Genomic DNA, 16,914 nt, shown 5'->3' with positions numbered 1-16,914 from the left:
CCCATGACCCTCAAGACCTGCTGGTATGAAACCGACAGCCGCTTCATTCCGGGGCACTATCAGCCTGCCGCGCTGATCGATCTGGCACTGTCGCGTGACATCGACAGCCACCGCCTGCTGCGTGGCACAGGGCTGTTCCACGACGATATCCTCGCTGGCCAGAGCCGCATCAGCCCGCAACAGTTTCTTGGCCTGATCGACAACAGCCGACGCCTGCTCGATGCCAGTGACAGCAGTTTCCTGTTTGGCCAGCGGCTGCTGCCGGGACATTACGGGCCAGCCAGTCATGCGCTACGCCACGCGCAGAATCTGCATCAGGCCCTGGAAACCCTGATTGACCAGCAAGCACTGCTCAGCCCCCTGGCCGCGCCGCGCCTGTTGTTGGACGAGCACTATGCCTACATCCATTGGCTGGACAGTTGCGGTGCGGATGAACAATGGCGCTTCATACTGGAAGCCAGCATGACTTCGATGGTTGCCATGAGTGCATGGCTGAGCGGCGAACGCCTGCCCTGGCAATGCAGCTTTCGCCATGAGGAGCCGCGTTACGTCGAACAGTACTGGGTGCACCTGGGTGAGCAGACGCAATTCAATCGGCCGCTGGACCTGATGCGCCTGCCCCGCCACTGCCTGGCCCAGCCCTGGCCCAACGTGTCGGCCACCGCCGGCCAGGTGGCGCGGATCGAAGCCCGAGACCAACTCGATCAACTGGGTTTCGCGGCAAGCTTTCTGGACTGCGTCTACGACTACCTGCACAGCCATGTGCAGCAGACGCCCAGCCTGGAACAGATCGCCCAGGCTTTCGCCATGAGCCCGGCGACGCTCAAGCGCAAGCTGCACAAGCACCATACCGGGTTCCAGCAACAGGTGGACCGGGTGCACACCCATGTGGCGTTGTACTTGTACCAGGTCAAGGGGTTCAGCAACGAGGAAGTGGCGCAGTACCTGAACTTCAACGACACAGCGAATTTTCGCCGCTCGTTCAAGCGCTGGACCGGCAGTACGCCGAATCTGATCCGGCAGTTGCTGATGTTGGGGTGAGGAAATTTAGCGAAACTTCGCAGCATTGTGGGAGCAAGGCTTGCTCCCACAGATAAATTCCCTGTGGGTTCAGTGCCCGCGAATGTAATGCTCCAGCTGCCGGATCAAATCCGCCTGCTCGACAATCGCCTCTTTCACCAGATCGCCAATGGACAACAACCCCATCAACTGGCCGTTATCCAGCACCGGCAAGTGTCGCAGGTGGCTGTCGGTCATGACTTCCATGCAGCGGTCGATGCTCTGCTGGCTATCGGCGGTGACCACGGGAGCACTCATGACGGTGCGTACCGAAGTGCCCACCGAGGAGCGTCCCTGCAACACCAGCTTGCGCGCATAGTCACGCTCGCTGAACACGCCAACCACCTGACCGTGTTCGATCACCGGCAACGCGCCGACGTTTTTCTCGGCCATGATCTGCAGCGCTTCGAGCACGGTCTGCTCCGGCGCGATGCTGTGAACCTGCTGGTTCTGCACAGTCTTGAGTCTTACCAGTTGAGCGGCTGTTTTCATTGTTGATTCCCAACTTCAGTTAAAGGCAAGCCAATGCACTTAAATTGCCTGATTCGTTGTGGCGCCGGGGTCAGAGGCGGATCAGTCTTCGCCAATCTCCACCACATCACCATTCAGGCGCACCGGCCACACCCGCAGACGCTGCTCCGGGTATTCCAGGCAATGGCCGTCTTCCAGGCGGAAATGCTGTTTGTACAGGGGCGATGCGATCACCAGTTCACCCTTGATGCTGCCCAACAGCCCCCGACCGATCACGTTCGCCCCGGACTTGGGGTCGCGGTTGTCGATGGCGTACAGCGGTTTGTCCTGCTGTTCGGGCAGGTACAACAGCGCCACCTGGCTGCCGTCGTGCCAGGCGACCACGCCGGAGTTGGGCACCAGATCCTCGCGGCTGCACAGGGCACGCCATTGCACGGGACTTTGGGCCGCGTTGCGGGTGGGGATACGAACGACGTTTGACTGGCTCATCAGAGCACCTCCTCGGTAACGGGAATCAGGTGAAGCTCGTGGGCGTGAACCGGCCGGCGCTGGCCGCGTTCCCTGACGAAATGAACATCCGGATCACCGCGACCGTCGTTGACGAAGGTGCGGAAGCGCTTGAGCTTGTCCGGGTCTTTGAGGGCGTTGGCCCACTCGCATTCATAACGATCGACCACCAGTTGCATCTGGGCTTCGAGTTCGGCCCCCAGGCCCAGGCTGTCTTCGATGATGACGTCCTTGAGGTAGTCCAGGCCGCCTTCCAGGCTTTCGCGCCAGACCGATGTACGCTGCAACTTGTCGGCGGTGCGGATGTAGAACATCAGGAAGCGGTCGATGTAGCGGATCAGGGTCGCGTCATCCAGGTCGGTGGCGAACAGCTCGGCGTGACGCGGGCGCATGCCGCCGTTACCGGCCACGTAGAGGTTCCAGCCCTTCTCGGTGGCGATCACGCCGACGTCCTTGCTCTGGGCCTCGGCGCACTCGCGGGTGCAACCGGACACCGCGAACTTGAGCTTATGGGGCGAACGCAAACCCTTGTAGCGATCCTCAATGGTCAGGGCCATTTGCACACTGTCCTGCACGCCGTAGCGGCACCAGGTGCTGCCCACGCAGGACTTCACCGTGCGGGTCGACTTGCCGTAGGCGTGCCCGGTTTCGAAACCCGCTTCGATCAGTTCGGCCCAGATATCCGGCAACTGGTGCAACTGGGCGCCGAACAGGTCGATACGCTGGCCGCCGGTGATCTTGGTGTAGAGGTCGTATTTCTTGGCGACCACGCCGATGGCAATCAGCTTGTCGGCGGTGATTTCGCCCCCGGCGATGCGTGGCACCACCGAATAGGTGCCGTTTTTCTGCATGTTGGCCATGAAGGTGTCGTTGGTGTCCTGCAACGGCACCAGGGACGGGTCCATGATCGGCTGGTTCCAGCACGACGCCAGGATCGAGCCCACCGCCGGTTTGCACAAGTCGCAACCGGTGTGCCCGCGGCCGTGCTTGGCCAGTAGCTCGTCGAAGCTGATGATGCCTTCAACCCGCACCAAGGCATAAAGCTCCTGGCGGGTATAGGCGAAGTGTTCGCACAGGCTCTTGTCGACACTGACGCCGCGAGCAATCAGTTCGTGCTCGAACACCTGCTTGACCAGGGCGGCGCAACCCCCGCAACCGGTGCCGGCCTTGGTATCGCATTTCAGTTGCCCAAGGTCGGTGCAGCCGCTGTCGATGGCCGCACAGATCGAGCCTTTGGTGACGTTGTGACACGAGCAGATGGTCGCCGCCGCAGGCAGTGCTGCCGGGCCCAACGTGGGTGCACCTTCGGAACTCGGCAGGATCAGGCCGGCAGCCTCCTTGGGCAACGCGATGCCGTTCTGCATGTATTGCAGCAGGGTGTCGTAGTAGCTGTTGTCGCCCACCAGGACCGCGCCGATCACTCGTTTGCCGTCAGCGTCCACCACCAGTCTCCGGTAGCTGGCGCTGGTTTGATCGATGAACTGGAAGCTGCGCGAACCCGGTGTATTGCCGTGGGCATCGCCGATGGAACCTACGTCCACCCCCAGCAACTTGAGCTTGGTGGACATGTCCGCGCCAGTGAACGGCTCGGCGCTTTCACCGCACAAGCGAGCCGCGACGTTGCGGGCCATCTGGTAACCCGGAGCGACCAGGCCGAAGATGCTGCCGTTCCAGGCTGCGCATTCGCCGATGGCGTAGATGTCCGGGTCACTGCTCAGGCAATGGTCATCGATCACCACGCCACCGCGCGGGCCGATCTGCAGAGCGCACTGGCGAGCGAGGGCATCCTGGGCGCGGATGCCGGCAGAAAACACGATCAGGTCGGTTTCCAGGAAATCGTCATCGCCGAAGTTCATCCGATAACGGTACTGTTCACCGGCGCTGATGGACTGAGTGCCCTTGGACAGATGCACGCCGACGCCCAGTTTCTCGATGCGCGCCTTGAGGGCCAGACCGCCCTGCTCATCCAGTTGTACCGGCATCAATCGCGGGGCGAATTCCACCACATGGGCTTCCAGGCCGAGGGTCTTGAGGGCATTGGCCGCTTCCAGGCCCAGCAGACCACCACCGACCACCACACCCCGGCGGGCGTTGCTTGCGGCGGCACGAATGGCGTCCAGGTCTTGCAGGGTGCGATAGACCAGGCAGGAATCGCCTTCGGCGCCCTGGATCGGTGGCACGAACGGGTAAGAGCCGGTAGCGAGCACCAGTTTGTCGTAGCTGATGCGAGCCTGGGCAGTGACCACCTGGCGCGCCTCGCGATCAATTTCCAGCACCGGCACGCCCAGGTGCAGCGTGACGCCAGGGGTCTGGTACAACGAGGCTTGCCCAAGCGCCAGGGACTCGGCGTCACGGCCAGAGAAATACTCCGACAGATGCACGCGATCATAGGCGCGCATCGGTTCTTCGCTGAACACATGCAGGTGGTAATGATTGAGGGCACCGCGCTCGATCAGTTGCTCGACGCAGTGATGGCCGACCATGCCATTGCCGATCACGATCAGTGTTTGCAGCTTGTTCAGGGAAGCAACGTTGGAATTCATAAAAGCACCCGACAAAAGCCCATCACGGTTTTGAAAGCAAAAAAAAAGACGCCTGAAACCTTGCGGTTCCAGGCGTCTTTGCCTGTTCTGTGCGGTATCGATCCGGCGACTGCGCCCCGATCTACCGTTATCCCCGGCCTGCTGGCTCTCGATCTTCGTTGACCGACAGGGTTGCCCACTTGATGTATTTACAGTGGGCCTGAACAGCCTCTTGCAGCGAGCGTGCCAAGCCTTTGACTGGCCCCTTGATTCATACACCCAGCGCTGCTTGCAACCCTCGAAATGCCCTGTGGGAGCGGGCTTGCCCGCGAAAAAGCCTGCCCGGCCACCTTATGCAAGCAGGCGCCCGTCAGAAGCTTTCCATGCGCGGACAATTGCCTTGCCATGGTGCGATTCACCGCCTGTAGCTTCATAAAAGTGCAGTGACTGGGCTGACGCCATCGCGAGCAGGCTCGCTCCCACAAGGGGGCTCGGGCCATTGTGGGAGTGAGCCTGCTCGCGATGGGGAAGGTTCAGGTTGCGCCGATGCGGGCGGCTCTATCCACCATCGCCACGATGGTCACAAAGAGCTCTTGCTTGGCCTCGGCGGCGCTGACTTCCCCGGTGGCAGCGGCATTGGACAGGGCTTCTGCCGCGCCCAGCATCGCCCGCAGACTCGCCTGGGTGATGGCCCGTGTACCGGCGAACGGTTCCAGGACGGCTCGGCACTTGTCCAGGAAAATCGCCTCATATTCGCGCTTGATGCGCTCCAGTTCTGGCGAACTGGTCAGCGCCGCGATCACCCCCGGGATCTCCCGGCCTTGCAGCAGGACGCATTCGACAAACGAAGCAGCAATCACCTCCGCGCGGCTTTGCAGTGTCGGTTCGCTCGCTTCCAGGGCGGCGTCCATGAGCGCCGTCTGACGGGCATCGAAATCCTGATAGAGCGCCGCCAACAGCCCGGATCGAGTGGTGAAGTGGTCATACACGATGGGTTTGGTTACCCCCGCCTGTTCGGCGAGGCGGGCCAGGGTCAGCGCTTCGCTGCCCTCCTCTCGCACCAGCCGCCAGGCGACATCCAACAGCTGCCGTTGCCGATCCTCGCGAGACAAGCGTCGACGGGGAGCAGCAGAAGATCGCGAATTTTCATCAAGGCTTGACATGCTAACTTTACCAACCGTAACTTACTAAAGGTAACTTAACCAAGCATACCTGCTTGATACCGGTCATTGCCATGAGGAGTTTTGCCATGCATGCACTCATCGTTGTCGCTCATCACGATCCCCATTCCCTTACCCACGGCCTCGCGAAAAAAATCGCCCAAGGCCTGAGCCAAGCCAATCCCGTCGATACGTTCGAGATCGCCGACCTGGCCGCCGAAGGCTTCGATCCGCGGTTCAGTTTCGCCGATCACGCGGTACACCACCGCGAGGCCTCACCGCCCATGGACGTTTTGGCCGAACAAGCCAGAATCGACCGCGCAGATGCGCTGGTGCTGGTGTATCCCATTTACTGGTGGTCGATGCCAGCATTGCTCAAAGGGTGGATCGACCGGGTGTTTTCCAACGGCTGGGCGTTCGATTTCAGCCTCGATAAACCCTTTATCAAAAAACTGCAGCGTTTGCAGGTGCATCTGGTGGCCCTGGGCGGGGCTGATGAGGGTACGTTCCTGCGCCACGGTTATGGCCAGGCGATGACCGCGCAAATCGACCACGGCATCTTTGATTACTGCGGCGCCCGGGTGGTCAGTTCCCAACGTTTGCTCGACTCGGAAACCCTCGAACCGGCGCTTCACCTGGCCACTGCCTATGACCTTGGCCGGCGGCTGTTTCCGCAGCGCGAGGAGACTGCACAGGTTCAAGCCAGCAGCGAGTGCGCCTGACCGCCATCAGAGCACGCTGCCCTTGGCGGCGGAGAGGAGCTGATCACGCTTGTAGATATCCGGGATGTACACCGCCTGCCCCTGGCTGTCGGCTTGCACTGTCCAGTAGCCCAACAGAATCGGCACCGGCCTGGCCAGCCTGAACTCATGAGTCAGCCCGCTGGCCAGCAGCGTGTCGGTGCGCAGACGTTCAGCCGGGCTCACCAACCAGTCGCGCAACTGCATGGCCTGTTCGACTCGCACACACCCCGAACTGAACGCCCGCGGTTCCTTGCTGAACAGTGACTGGCTGGGCGTGTCATGCAGGTACACGGAAAACGGATTGGGGAAGCGGATCGCCATTTTACCCAGTGGGTTTTGCGGACCGGGGTCCTGGCGCAGCATGAGGCCGCCGGGATGCTCCCAATCGATGTCCTGGGCCAGTAACGGCAAGCCATCGCGATCGATCACCCTCAGGTTGTGTCGACTCAAGAACTCTGGGTCGCGACGAATCTCAGGCAGTTTGTCTTCACGCATGATAGTCGGGGGGATGGTCCAGGTCGGGTTGAGTGTCAGTCGTGTCACTCGGGACTTGAGCAATGGGGTTTCCCGGTCCACGCGGCCCACTTGGGTGCGGGTTTGCCAGACCGCTGCGCCGTCCTGGTAGACCGTCAACCGGGCCGCCGCCACATTGACCAATACGCTGTCCGGCTCCAGGTCCCGGGCCAGCCAGCGCATGCGCTCCAGATTGACGCGCAACTGCTCGCGCCGCATGAACGGGCTGATGTTCAGCTCCGTCACCGTCCATGGCCCCACTACCCCATCGGCTTGCAGCGAATGGTGAAGCTGGAAGCTTTTCATCGCCGCTACCAGGTCGGGGTTGTAGTGATCGTCGATGATCACGGGGGGTGCGCTGAAATAGCCTTCGCTGAACAATCGCTGGGCCAGGGCCGGTACGCGGGCGTCCCGCTTGTCCGGGTGCAACAAGGGGCCGCCGGGCACCGGTTGCCATTCGGGCAAGGGCTGTTGCCGTTGCCGGGCGTAAAGTTCACGCAAGTTGCGATACAGCGCCAGGCTCGGCCGGGCCTGCTCAAAGGCCTCGTCCAAGTCGTGCAGGCCCGACCCGGCAATGGCCAACACCTCGGCCTGACGATCCTGTGGCAGCGGGTCGGCCTTCCATACCGGCTCCAGGCGGTCCTGAGGCAGGTATCCGAAACGCAGCTCATACAGCGCTTGCAAGTAGCGCTGACTGATGGCGATGTCTACACAATGGGGGTTTTGGGCGGTTCCTTCTGCGGGCAAGCTGTAGCGTGCCGGGTCCAGTCCGTCGTCGGCCAGTTGCTGCAACTGTGCCTGCAACGCCATCCGTCGCTCATCGTCCGACCAGACGTCCTGGCCTGCGTTTTGCTCGTAGAACGCCTGCAAACTCATCATCGTCGGAAAGTCGACGCCTGCGGCCAGCTCGGGACAGTTGATCGACAGCTGGGCCAAGGTGGTTTGCACCAATGCCGGATCGCTTTGCTCGGCTGTTGCGACCAATGGCGCAGTGAGCAATAAAAGGCTCAGGTAACATGCGGACTTTTTGAACAACTGCTTTACTCCAATCCATGGCCGTCCCGTTGACGGTCAACTTTGCGACAGGTACGACCCGCCATCATGCAAACAAACCAAATCGGACGGGATGCCGCAAACGAACACCACCGTGGGAATTTTCCATCTTCAGCAAGCCTCTTGCGCCGACTCTGCCTGGTCATCACCGGCCTTGGCGTGATGTGCAGCCCGGCGCTGGCCGACAAAGGAAATTCTCAGCCGCTTTACAACAGCCTCACCCACGCGGCGCCGGAACTCAATCCCCAAGCGCTCAAAAGTGCCTTGAGCGCCATGCAATGCGCTGTCGCCAACGGCGCTCGCCCAGCCCGCCACCTAGCGGTCATCGACTACTCGCAACCTTCCACGGCCCGTCGCCTGTGGATCTTCGACCTGCGCCAGAAGAAGCTGGTATTGCGCGATCTGGTGGCCCACGGGCAAAAATCCGGGGAAAACTTCGCCACGCAGTTCTCCAATCGCCTGGGCAGTTTCCAGTCGAGCCTGGGACTGTTTCGCACTCAGGAAAGTTATCATGGCGCCCATGGATACTCGTTGCGCATGGACGGTCTGGAGCCGGGCTTCAATGACCTGGCCCGCGACCGCGCGATCGTGATCCACGCCGCCGATTATGTGAACCCGCTGTGGAGCGTGCGTCAGGGGCGCATCGGCCGCAGCCTGGGCTGCCCTGCCGTCCGCCCGCAGGTGGCGCGCAAGGTGATCGACAAACTTAAGGACGGGCAATTCATGTTTTCCTGGTACCCGGACCCGAGCTGGCTCAAGCGTTCGGCCTACCTCAACTGTCAGCCGCAACAGGTTGCGAGCATTTTGGCTACTAGCGGCAGTTAGGTAGCACCTTTGTGGCGAGGGGATTTATCCCCGCTGGGCTGCGAAACAGCCCCAATGCAGCAGACTCCATCTTCCTGGCACACCGAGTTGGCAGGCAGGGCTGCTTTGCAGCCAGCGGGGATAAATCCCCTCGCCACAGATTGCACCTGCTGAAAGGCTGGTTAAAATGCCGGCCTTTCGCATTGCTGGCCTTGTCCGATGAACCCTGAAGCCCTTCAAACCCTGCAGACCCATTTACTGACGGCCCTGACCTCGGTGCCGGAAGAAACCCGGCGCCTGTTCCATGGCCGCGGTCGCTGCTGGCCGGGGTTGGAGCAGATCACCGTCGACTGGCTGCAAGGGGTGATGCTGGTTTCGTTGTTCAAGCAGCCTGAGCCGACGCAGTTGGACAATCTGATGTCCACGCTGCTCGCCCTCACCGTTACCCCGGCCTGGCAACAGAGCAAGGCCCATACGCTGGCCGTGCAACACCGTTACCTTCCCGACAGCCTTACCCAGTGGCTGGTGGGTGAGGCTCTGGACGAATGGACCTTGGTCGAAGGCGGCTTGCGCTATCGGATCGACCTGGGCAAGAAGCAGAACAACGGTCTTTTCCTCGACATGCGCTACGGCCGCGACTGGGTTCGCGCCAACGCCAGCGGCAAGCGAGTGTTGAATCTGTTCGCCTACACCTGCGGTTTTTCCGTGGCAGCCATCGCCGGCGGTGCACAGCATGTGGTCAACCTGGACATGTCGCGCGCGGCCTTGAGTCGTGGCCGCGACAACCATCGCCTGAACGGCCATGACCTGAGCCAGGTGAGTTTTCTTGGCCACGACTTGTTCAAGTCATGGGGCAAGGTGATCAACAGCGGCCCTTATGACCTGGTCATCATCGATCCCCCCCACCTTTCAGAAAGGCAGCTTCCTGCTGACCAAGGACTATCAGCGAGTCCTGCGGCGCTTGCCGGAACTGTTGTGCGCCACTGGCACGGTCCTGGCCTGCAGCAACGACCCCGCCACCGGCCCGGACTTCCTCATCGACGGCGTCACCCGCGAAGCGCCTGGCCTGAAGTTCGTGGAACGCCTGGCCAATCCCCCGGAGTTTCCCGACGCGGATATGGAGTGCGGCTTGAAGGCATTGGTGTTCACCCGCGACGATGGCTGCGCCGTGTAACGATGCCTGATGCGCCCCTTTGCAAGGGCGCTGTGGCGAGGAGATTTACGCCCTCGCCACAGCTTCGCGGCAGGTGTGCCGGCACAGGTTATTGCGGTCGCAGCGACCACCAAGGGGTGACCAGGCCAGTGGTTATCCGATGCACCATGGCCTCGACTTCCCGGCTCTTGACCGAACGGTAGATCGCCATGGTGCGCCGCAATTGGTCTTCGGTGAGCGTCACCGGCTCGCCTGCGGCCCAGTTCACATCTGCTACGGCCTCGAGCCTCACCCGATACCACATCGTCCCGGTGGGCTGGGTGATTGACTCCAGGGCGCTGGGCAGGTCGGCGTCCGGTTGCGCCAGGTTATCCAGCAATACCTGCGGCCAATGGGAGGGATCCACCGGCTCGCTGAAGGCATCCACCAGGTTTTCCTCCACCGTGTCCCAGATGGCCAGGCCGTCGAGCCAATCGCGAGACATCAACCCCAGATACGGGCGCCAGGCCAGTTCCCCTACGCGGGGCGTTTGATCATTGCTGTTGAATGTGTCCTGTGCGTCACTGAGCCAGTTGATGAAACCCTCACGGGTCATCGCGGCCCGGCGTTGCACAAGCTCGGGATATCGGCCGCTTAACACCTGGCCCCAATAGTCATAATGGTTGGTCAGAAACCTCGCAAAGTGTATGCCCTGGGGTTCGAGGCGAGCACGCTGAACCGAACCGAACATGAGGAAATGCAGCTCCAGCTCGGCAACGTCTGGTGTTTGCCTGTCCAGAACCCGTGCTTGCAAGCGGGTACGCAGTTGGGCCAATTGCTGGTCGAAATCTGCGATACGGCCCGACAGCTCGGTATAAAGGTCGGGGTAGCCAGTGTAGTACTGCAGGATACCGGCAGCCCTCTGACGATCTCCCAGGGCCAGGCCGCCTGGTTGATCGGCGTCTGCGTCACGGATGGCGCCGCAGAACCAATCGATGAAGCGGCGCCCTCCGGCATCGTCGCGAGCCACTTCCAATGCACTCTTGAGGTCGGGGAAGTCACGGAGCCAGTCATCGACGGTGTAGCGAAAGGCCTCGGGGTCCAATGCGCGAAGGGCGCGGATCTGGGCGCTGGGCAGTGGATTATCTTCGAGCCAGAGCCCAAGGGTGTTCGTCTTCGGCATGTTGCCAAGGGCAGGAATCAGATCATCCTGGATGTTGCTGATGCGATTGCCCTTGAGGTCGAGGAAGATCGGATCGGATGAAGGCCTGGCCAACAGCGCCAGGGCCAATGCCGGTACCCGATCGAGCCCCGCGTTGGCCAGTTCCAGCTCCTTGAGGTGCGCAAGCTCCGGCAGATCGGGTAATTCCCGACAGTTGTTACCGCTCAAGCGCAGGTCCTCCAGGGCCGTGGCGGCACGCAAGAATGCACTGCCCTGTTCATCCAGGCGAAGGCCACAACGAACCAGGTCCAGCGCTTGCAATCCTGGTAAAGCGGTGATGGCCTCCAGCTCCTGGGGGGTGAAATGCAAGTTGTCGGACCAGACCAGTTCACGCAGGGACGGCAACTCAGCCAGGCGGCCGATGGCCGCGACCATATTGGCACTGGCCACGGGGTCCGAGCCACTGCTCACCTCGGACAGCTGCAGCTCTCGCAAACCAGTAGCACGGTCGGCGCCGATCAAGGGGGCAAAGGTGTCCGCATTCATATTGAGCGGATTTCTGCCCAATGACAGCTCCTCCAGAGAGCGAAACTCACCCGCCGCTACCGGCACGGCGGTGAGCTCATTGCCATGCAGGCGCAGCGTATCGATATTGGGAAACAACCTCAGGAAATTCGAAGGGTCTTCGCTCAGCCCCAGATGAGCCAACGTCAGCTCTTCAATATGCTCGAAACGTGCGCTGATGGGAGGAAGCCGGCCGATGTTCAACCCCGACAGACGTAGAGTCAGCTCGCTATCCTCCCTGCGCGGATCCGGCTCACGGCGCCAGGCGCGACGGATCTCCTGCGCCACCTCCCTGCGCATGGCGATGGTATCTGCACGGGTATATTCGCTCTCGACGGGGTGATGAACCCCCTCATGGACCTCCCACTGACGCAGGCCTTCGTCCAGCGTTGCCCAATCGTTGCTCAACCGGGTCACCAGGGTGTCCAGGCTGATGCCTTCGCGCCTGGCCTGATCGGCCAGGCTACGCTGAAGCCTGGCCAGCGATTCCCCGGCATAGTAGGGAAACAGGCGTTCAAGACGCCCTTCCACACGGTGGCGCCAGCCCTGCAAAGGAAGTTTCCCGCGCCCACTGAGCGGATAACCCAGGCGTCCGTTCTGCCATTGCAGGGCAGCTGCGTCGTTGCCCGTGCGTTTGAGCGACAGGTACGTACGCAGCCTCTGGCGATCGCCAAGGGCTTGCTCCATCAGCACCTTGCGAAGGGTGGTCGACGCCCAGATGTTCAAGCCGAGCGCGTTGCGGGCCTCATCCGGCATCGCTCTGAGCAGCGCCTCTTCGAGGCTCGAATCCCCAGCCAGCTCATTTCCCCTTTCGTCGAAGGGATGGTATTTCCCGCCGTCCTGGCGGATGACTTTCAAGGGGCCGTTCTCTCCCACCTCGAGCGGAGCCAACAACTTGTCCGACAACAGCCGCAGGTGCAACCGGCCTTGCAGTTGCGGCGCATTGCCAAGTAGGCCCATGACAATGCGATCCCGGTCCGCGCTGCTTTCACCCCGCTCAAGATCGCGCAAGGCTCGAGTCAGGCGCAGCTCAGTCAGGGCTTCTACGCATTGTTTACCCAGGCGTCCCGTCACCCGGCCTGCTTGCAGCCGCACCCGGTCCTGGCCCTGAGACTGCCGGGCAAGCTCGTTGGCGATGGATTCAGGCAGCCCGGAAAAAGCCCGAACTATCGGAGCGGCCAACGGATCGAGCCGGGTGGACGAGGCCATGCCAGCAGTCACCTGCGTAACATTGCGCTCAAGATAATCGGCCCAGCGGCCGGCCAACAACCGACTGCTTTCCACCGGGCGCAGGCCGATAGAACTCTGCCCCAGCAGCACGCGCTGTTCGTCCGCGCGAAGACCGGCCAGGATACGCTCCGCCCAGGCATGATGCTCCAGGTCCGCTTTGTCCAGATCGAGAAAACGCATGGTGGCCCTGTCGCCCACGGAGTGAACCTGCTCGCCATCGTGCAAGCGCAGCGTCATGTCCGCAGGCCAACCGGGCAAATCCACAAGGGTTTGGGTGACCTGAATGTGCGCGCTCCCGGGTGCTTCACCCGCGCGCAAGCGTCCAACGGTCTGCTGCACCCATTGCCAGTTGCGTGCCTCAGCGAGGGCATCGGCGAATATGGCCGGCATTGGCTGCCCGCCTACTTGCAGGTAGCGCAGATGCGCCTCGCTGATACCGACCTGCTGCTGTACGGCCAGGAGCATAGCGTCGTCCAGCTCGGCGGGCGTCTCGACAAAGTTGCGCAGCAACTCCAGATTGCTTCGCTGCAAGGGATTGCGGTGTGCCCATTGCCAGCCGCGCGCGCGGCTCCACTCCAGAGGCGGGGTCACGCCTCGGTGACCGGCAGGCAGGCGCAGCCCCAGGGCCTCGCCGGTGCCTTGCACCTCGAAATAACGACCATCGATCCGCACCCATGCCTCGTCTGGCGTACGCCAGACACCCCAGGCGTCCTGCTCGGCCTCCACAGGCGGCAAGCGTCGCGCCTGGAAGGGCGTGACATCGCCATTCCACAGCCGCGTCGTGCCGTCATGCACGGGCATGGGTTCAACAGCCCCGCCGATGAAACCCAGATAGGCACCTTGGGCGACCCCGAACAGCACGTTGAAGATGTGATTGATGCCTTCTTGCGCGTGGCCTTCGTTGAGCGCCTGGATACCTTCAAAGAACTCATACACCAGGCGCACCCCGCCCACCGCCGCCGCAGCCATCCCCATGGGAGCGCAGAACGGAATGAAGCTGACAGCCAGCATCAATGAACGCTCGGCAAGGCCTTCCCAATACTCCAGGCGTGCCAGCAATGCCTGCCAGTCCTGGTCCCGGGTCGAGATCATCAGCGCCGAGGCATTGCTCAGGGTGTGGGTGCGCCATTCGTGATAGCGATCATTCCAGTGATCCTCGCGAACATCGCTAAGGGTCCAGGGGACGTGGGGAACAGGCACGCGAATGCGCCGGGGATTACCCTCCTCGCCAAGCTCGCCTTCACGCCAACCCACAATACGCGCGTGGATTTCCTGGAAAAGGTTGAGGTTGTCTTTTATCTCCCACTCCACTTGGTCATGCAGGGCCTCACCTAAGCGGGCCTGCAAGCGTACCGGCAGGTAACGCATCAGGCTCTGGCGGTAACTGCGTTTGCGCACCAGTTCGGTCAGCTTTGCGGCCATGGCCTGCAGGCTGGGAAATTGCCTGATCGGGGCCACTACGTCATAGGGCAGGTGCAAGACGACCGGGCGAACGCCTTTTGCGTCCCCTTTCAGCCCCCAATACACCCGTGCGCCGAACAACGGCGCAGACAGCACCTCCAGGCCCTTGACCTCACACGCCAGGGAAGCCACCGGACGATCTTCGAGCCGCACCCCGACATAGGCCAACAATCGCTCGCCGGTCTCGTCCAGGCGTCCATCCAGCTTCGCCTCGTACGCGTCATAGGCGAGCAGACTGCGCGCGTAGGCCATATAGGCGTCAGCCACGACAGGAACCTCGTCGCCGATAGGCGGCAGGCGTTGCTTGAGCAGACGCTGGTAGGCACCGCCCACATCCACCTGCCGACAGACTCGGGCAAAACTGGCAGGGGTCGTGGGCAATGCCGTGGTGTCTGACGGCGCGCCCCAACGGTAAAACTCTCCAGGCTTGCCCTTGATGAAAAGCTCGCCGGTTTTATCGAAAGAACTGCCGGTGGCCGCATCAGCAGGAGGAAAGTTGCGCATGGCGGCCTCCACCACCGACAGAGAGGGGCCGAAGTGCTCGCGCCTGACCCTTGCCCGCCGGACTGCGTCGCAAACACTGCCGCGGCCATTGATCGGGCGCCAGGCCTGCATGGGTGGCTGAGCCTGTAGCAAATTGAGTGTGAAGGGTTCCGGCGCTGGCAGGTCGATAAGCAGTGCGTTCAGCGCATCGCTGTCGCGCTGCAATTGCTGGGCAAGGACCTTGAAACGCTCTTGGCGGTGGCGCGAAGCTTGTTTCAACCAGGCCGGTAGCCTGGCCTGGATGAAATCGATATGGGAATCGACAGTGGACATGATGGACCTCCTTCCTTGGGGTCGATTAAGCATCTGAAATTTTGAAATACGCTAAGCCGGGGCGTGGGCGATCCTCTCCAAAATGAGCTTGTTTTTAAACCGCCCAACCGTTGCAAGGGGTTGCAGGTTCCATGGCCAGTCGCTGACAGGTCTGCATCAAATGCTTGCGCCTGATCAGGATCACACCACCAACGTCAACCACGCCGACATCAGCAACAACACCGCCATGATCCGATTGAACCGCCCCATGGCCACGGTGGATCGGCAGAATCTGGCGGCGCCGAGGCCCAGATACGCCCAGGCGGTCATGCATGGGATCGAAATCGCGAAGAACGCCAGGGACAGCCAGAGCACCCGCACGGTGCGGTCGGCCTCGGTGCCGGCGAAGACGCTGACCACCGCCAATGCCATCATCCAGGTCTTGGGATTGACCAACTGCAAACCGGCCGCCCCCGCCAAGCCAAGACGCAGCCCCTCAATGGGTCGTTCAGGGTCGATGGCCTGGACTGGCGTGCTGAATATTTGCCAGGCCATCCAGCTCAACCAGGCAATTCCGGCCCATGACAGCAAAGTCTGGAGCGTTGCATGACGGGCCAGCACATCGCCCAATCCGGTGCCCACCAACAACACCAACAAGGCTGCGGCGGCGCAGGCGCCGAGGATGATTGGCAAGGTGGTCGCCAGGCCAAAGCGCGAGCTGTGGCTCAGCACCAGGATATTGGTCGGGCCCGGGGTGATGGAGGCAACAAAGGCGAACAAGGCGAACGGCAGCAACTGGTCCATGGAGCAACATCTCGGTGAATGATCGTAGCCTGATCATCCCCACCCAACCGCGCTCAGTCTGGAACGTTTGAGCAACGCTTGCGGTAGTCCGCCGGGCTCAGGCGATAGGCGCGCTGGAACCAGCGACCCAAATGACTCTGGTCGGCAAAACCGAGTATCGCCGCCACCGCCACCGCGCTTTCGCCACGGGCCAGCAAGCGCCGGGCCCGGGCCAGGCGTAACTGGATCAGATAGGCATGGGGGGCGAGACCGAACGCGGCCTTGAAGGCCCGGGTCAGGCGAAAACGGTCCACCCCGGTGACCCGTGCCAGGTCATCCAGCCCGATGTCTTCACTCAGATGACTGTGCAGATAATCACGGGCCTGCTGCGCCACCAATGGCAGGCGCGGATCGGGATTGATCCGCGCACGCCAGTGCAGGTGCTGGGTCAGGTTGGCCAGCAAGGTGTCGAGGGCCGTCTGGCGCACGATGCGCATCTCCTGCTGATGCAAACTCTGGAACGCCATGGCCGTGGCGCTCGCCAGCCGCGCATCGTCGGCCAGGGTGGCGGCAAATCCCAGCTGTGCATTATCCGGAGCCACGTCGAACAACGACCGCAGTTCGCGCTCCAGCCACTGTGGCTCGAGGTACAACGTGCGATAGGTGAAACCGCTGGCGTGGGGCGCGTTGCCGTCATGCAACTCCCCAGGCTCGAGCAGAAACACCTTGCCCGGCGTGCTGTTGTGCTGCTGGCGGCGACAATGGAACTGCTGCACGCCCTGTTCGGTCACGCCCACCAGATAGGCGTCGTGCCAATGGGGATCGTAGGCATGCCCCTCGAAATGCGCGCGCACGGTCTCGATGCCGGACGTGGGGTCCTGCTTGAGATCGATCCAGTTGCGCGTTGTCATGGGCAGTCTCGTTTTTGTGTATCAGCACGAGCAGGTTAACCGCT

11 protein-coding genes and 1 pseudogene are annotated in these 16,914 nt (G+C 61.9%); 4 read left to right on the top strand and 8 right to left on the bottom strand.

All coding sequences use genetic code 11. The annotated features are described in order from the left end of the window. Positions 1-3: 3 nt before the first annotated feature. A complete protein-coding gene (locus tag PSH91_RS12650; RefSeq protein ID WP_047226519.1) occupies positions 4-1,041 on the top strand; it encodes an AraC family transcriptional regulator in 1,038 nt (345 codons plus the stop codon). Positions 1,042-1,110: 69 nt separating this feature from the next. Here PSH91_RS12650 and PSH91_RS12645 read toward each other — a convergent pair whose 3' ends face one another. The 4 genes from PSH91_RS12645 to PSH91_RS12630 form a co-directional block, all read right to left on the bottom strand. Beyond that, on the bottom strand, positions 1,111-1,551 hold the full coding sequence (locus PSH91_RS12645; RefSeq protein WP_274090412.1) for a CBS domain-containing protein: 441 nt from the start codon (positions 1,549-1,551) through the stop codon (positions 1,111-1,113). Positions 1,552-1,632: 81 nt separating this feature from the next. Continuing rightward, a complete protein-coding gene (gene nirD / locus PSH91_RS12640) occupies positions 1,633-2,019 on the bottom strand; it encodes a nitrite reductase small subunit NirD (RefSeq protein WP_160892665.1) in 387 nt (128 codons plus the stop codon). Further along, positions 2,019-4,580: a nitrite reductase large subunit NirB gene (gene nirB / locus PSH91_RS12635; RefSeq protein WP_107322504.1), complete on the bottom strand. Its 2,562-nt coding sequence runs from the start codon at positions 4,578-4,580 to the stop codon at positions 2,019-2,021. The genes nirD and nirB overlap by 1 nt, the downstream gene beginning before the upstream one ends. Before the next feature lie 512 nt (positions 4,581-5,092). After that, on the bottom strand, positions 5,093-5,722 hold the full coding sequence (locus PSH91_RS12630; protein WP_305468373.1) for a TetR/AcrR family transcriptional regulator: 630 nt from the start codon (positions 5,720-5,722) through the stop codon (positions 5,093-5,095). A gap of 86 nt (positions 5,723-5,808) precedes the next feature. On the opposite strand from PSH91_RS12630, the gene PSH91_RS12625 reads away from it, so the two are divergent. Beyond that, entirely contained in the window at positions 5,809-6,441 is a 633-nt protein-coding gene (locus PSH91_RS12625) for an NAD(P)H-dependent oxidoreductase (protein WP_305468372.1), read from the top strand. 6 nt (positions 6,442-6,447) lie between these two features. On the opposite strand, the gene PSH91_RS12620 is transcribed toward PSH91_RS12625, so the two are convergent. Next, the gene (locus PSH91_RS12620) at positions 6,448-8,010 is read right to left on the bottom strand and encodes a murein L,D-transpeptidase (protein ID WP_305468370.1); all 1,563 of its coding nucleotides are present in this window, start codon (positions 8,008-8,010) and stop codon (positions 6,448-6,450) included. Between the two features lie 180 nt (positions 8,011-8,190). Here PSH91_RS12620 and PSH91_RS12615 point away from each other — a divergent pair, with 180 nt between their 5' ends. Then, complete coding sequence (locus PSH91_RS12615; RefSeq protein WP_305468532.1) at positions 8,191-8,853, top strand: murein L,D-transpeptidase catalytic domain family protein; 663 nt, start codon at positions 8,191-8,193, stop codon at positions 8,851-8,853. Between the two features lie 198 nt (positions 8,854-9,051). After that, positions 9,052-10,006 (top strand): annotated as a pseudogene (locus PSH91_RS12610) (class I SAM-dependent methyltransferase). 88 nt (positions 10,007-10,094) lie between these two features. Here the strand turns inward: PSH91_RS12610 and PSH91_RS12605 are convergent. From PSH91_RS12605 to PSH91_RS12595, 3 genes are all read right to left on the bottom strand, one after another. After that, complete coding sequence (locus PSH91_RS12605) at positions 10,095-15,197, bottom strand: dermonecrotic toxin domain-containing protein (RefSeq protein WP_305468369.1); 5,103 nt, start codon at positions 15,195-15,197, stop codon at positions 10,095-10,097. Positions 15,198-15,377: 180 nt separating this feature from the next. Further along, positions 15,378-15,980, bottom strand: a complete 603-nt coding sequence (locus tag PSH91_RS12600; RefSeq protein ID WP_076384952.1) for a LysE family translocator — start codon at positions 15,978-15,980, stop codon at positions 15,378-15,380. 53 nt (positions 15,981-16,033) lie between these two features. Further along, positions 16,034-16,870 (bottom strand): AraC family transcriptional regulator, encoded by an 837-nt coding sequence (locus PSH91_RS12595; RefSeq protein ID WP_076384954.1) that lies wholly within the window; start codon positions 16,868-16,870, stop codon positions 16,034-16,036. Positions 16,871-16,914 lie beyond the last annotated feature (44 nt).

The organism is Pseudomonas sp. FP1154 (assembly GCF_030687245.1).
Lineage (GTDB): Bacteria > Pseudomonadota > Gammaproteobacteria > Pseudomonadales > Pseudomonadaceae > Aquipseudomonas > Aquipseudomonas rhizophila.
Note: the sequence above shows the minus strand (reverse complement) of the source record. Positions and strands in the feature narration are given on the sequence as shown.

What these genes read in the sequence shown, in the direction of transcription:
- PSH91_RS12625 (WP_305468372.1), top strand. Translation starts at nt 5,809, where the DNA reads ATGCATGCACTCATCGTTGTCGCTCATCACGATCCCCATTCCCTTACC.
- PSH91_RS12595 (WP_076384954.1), bottom strand. Translation starts at nt 16,870, where the DNA reads ATGACAACGCGCAACTGGATCGATCTCAAGCAGGACCCCACGTCCGGC.
- PSH91_RS12605 (WP_305468369.1), bottom strand. Translation starts at nt 15,197, where the DNA reads ATGTCCACTGTCGATTCCCATATCGATTTCATCCAGGCCAGGCTACCG.
- PSH91_RS12600 (WP_076384952.1), bottom strand. Translation starts at nt 15,980, where the DNA reads ATGGACCAGTTGCTGCCGTTCGCCTTGTTCGCCTTTGTTGCCTCCATC.
- nirD (WP_160892665.1), bottom strand. Translation starts at nt 2,019, where the DNA reads ATGAGCCAGTCAAACGTCGTTCGTATCCCCACCCGCAACGCGGCCCAA.
- PSH91_RS12650 (WP_047226519.1), top strand. Translation starts at nt 4, where the DNA reads ATGACCCTCAAGACCTGCTGGTATGAAACCGACAGCCGCTTCATTCCG.
- PSH91_RS12615 (WP_305468532.1), top strand. Translation starts at nt 8,191, where the DNA reads ATGTGCAGCCCGGCGCTGGCCGACAAAGGAAATTCTCAGCCGCTTTAC.
- PSH91_RS12645 (WP_274090412.1), bottom strand. Translation starts at nt 1,551, where the DNA reads ATGAAAACAGCCGCTCAACTGGTAAGACTCAAGACTGTGCAGAACCAG.
- PSH91_RS12630 (WP_305468373.1), bottom strand. Translation starts at nt 5,722, where the DNA reads ATGTCAAGCCTTGATGAAAATTCGCGATCTTCTGCTGCTCCCCGTCGA.
- nirB (WP_107322504.1), bottom strand. Translation starts at nt 4,580, where the DNA reads ATGAATTCCAACGTTGCTTCCCTGAACAAGCTGCAAACACTGATCGTG.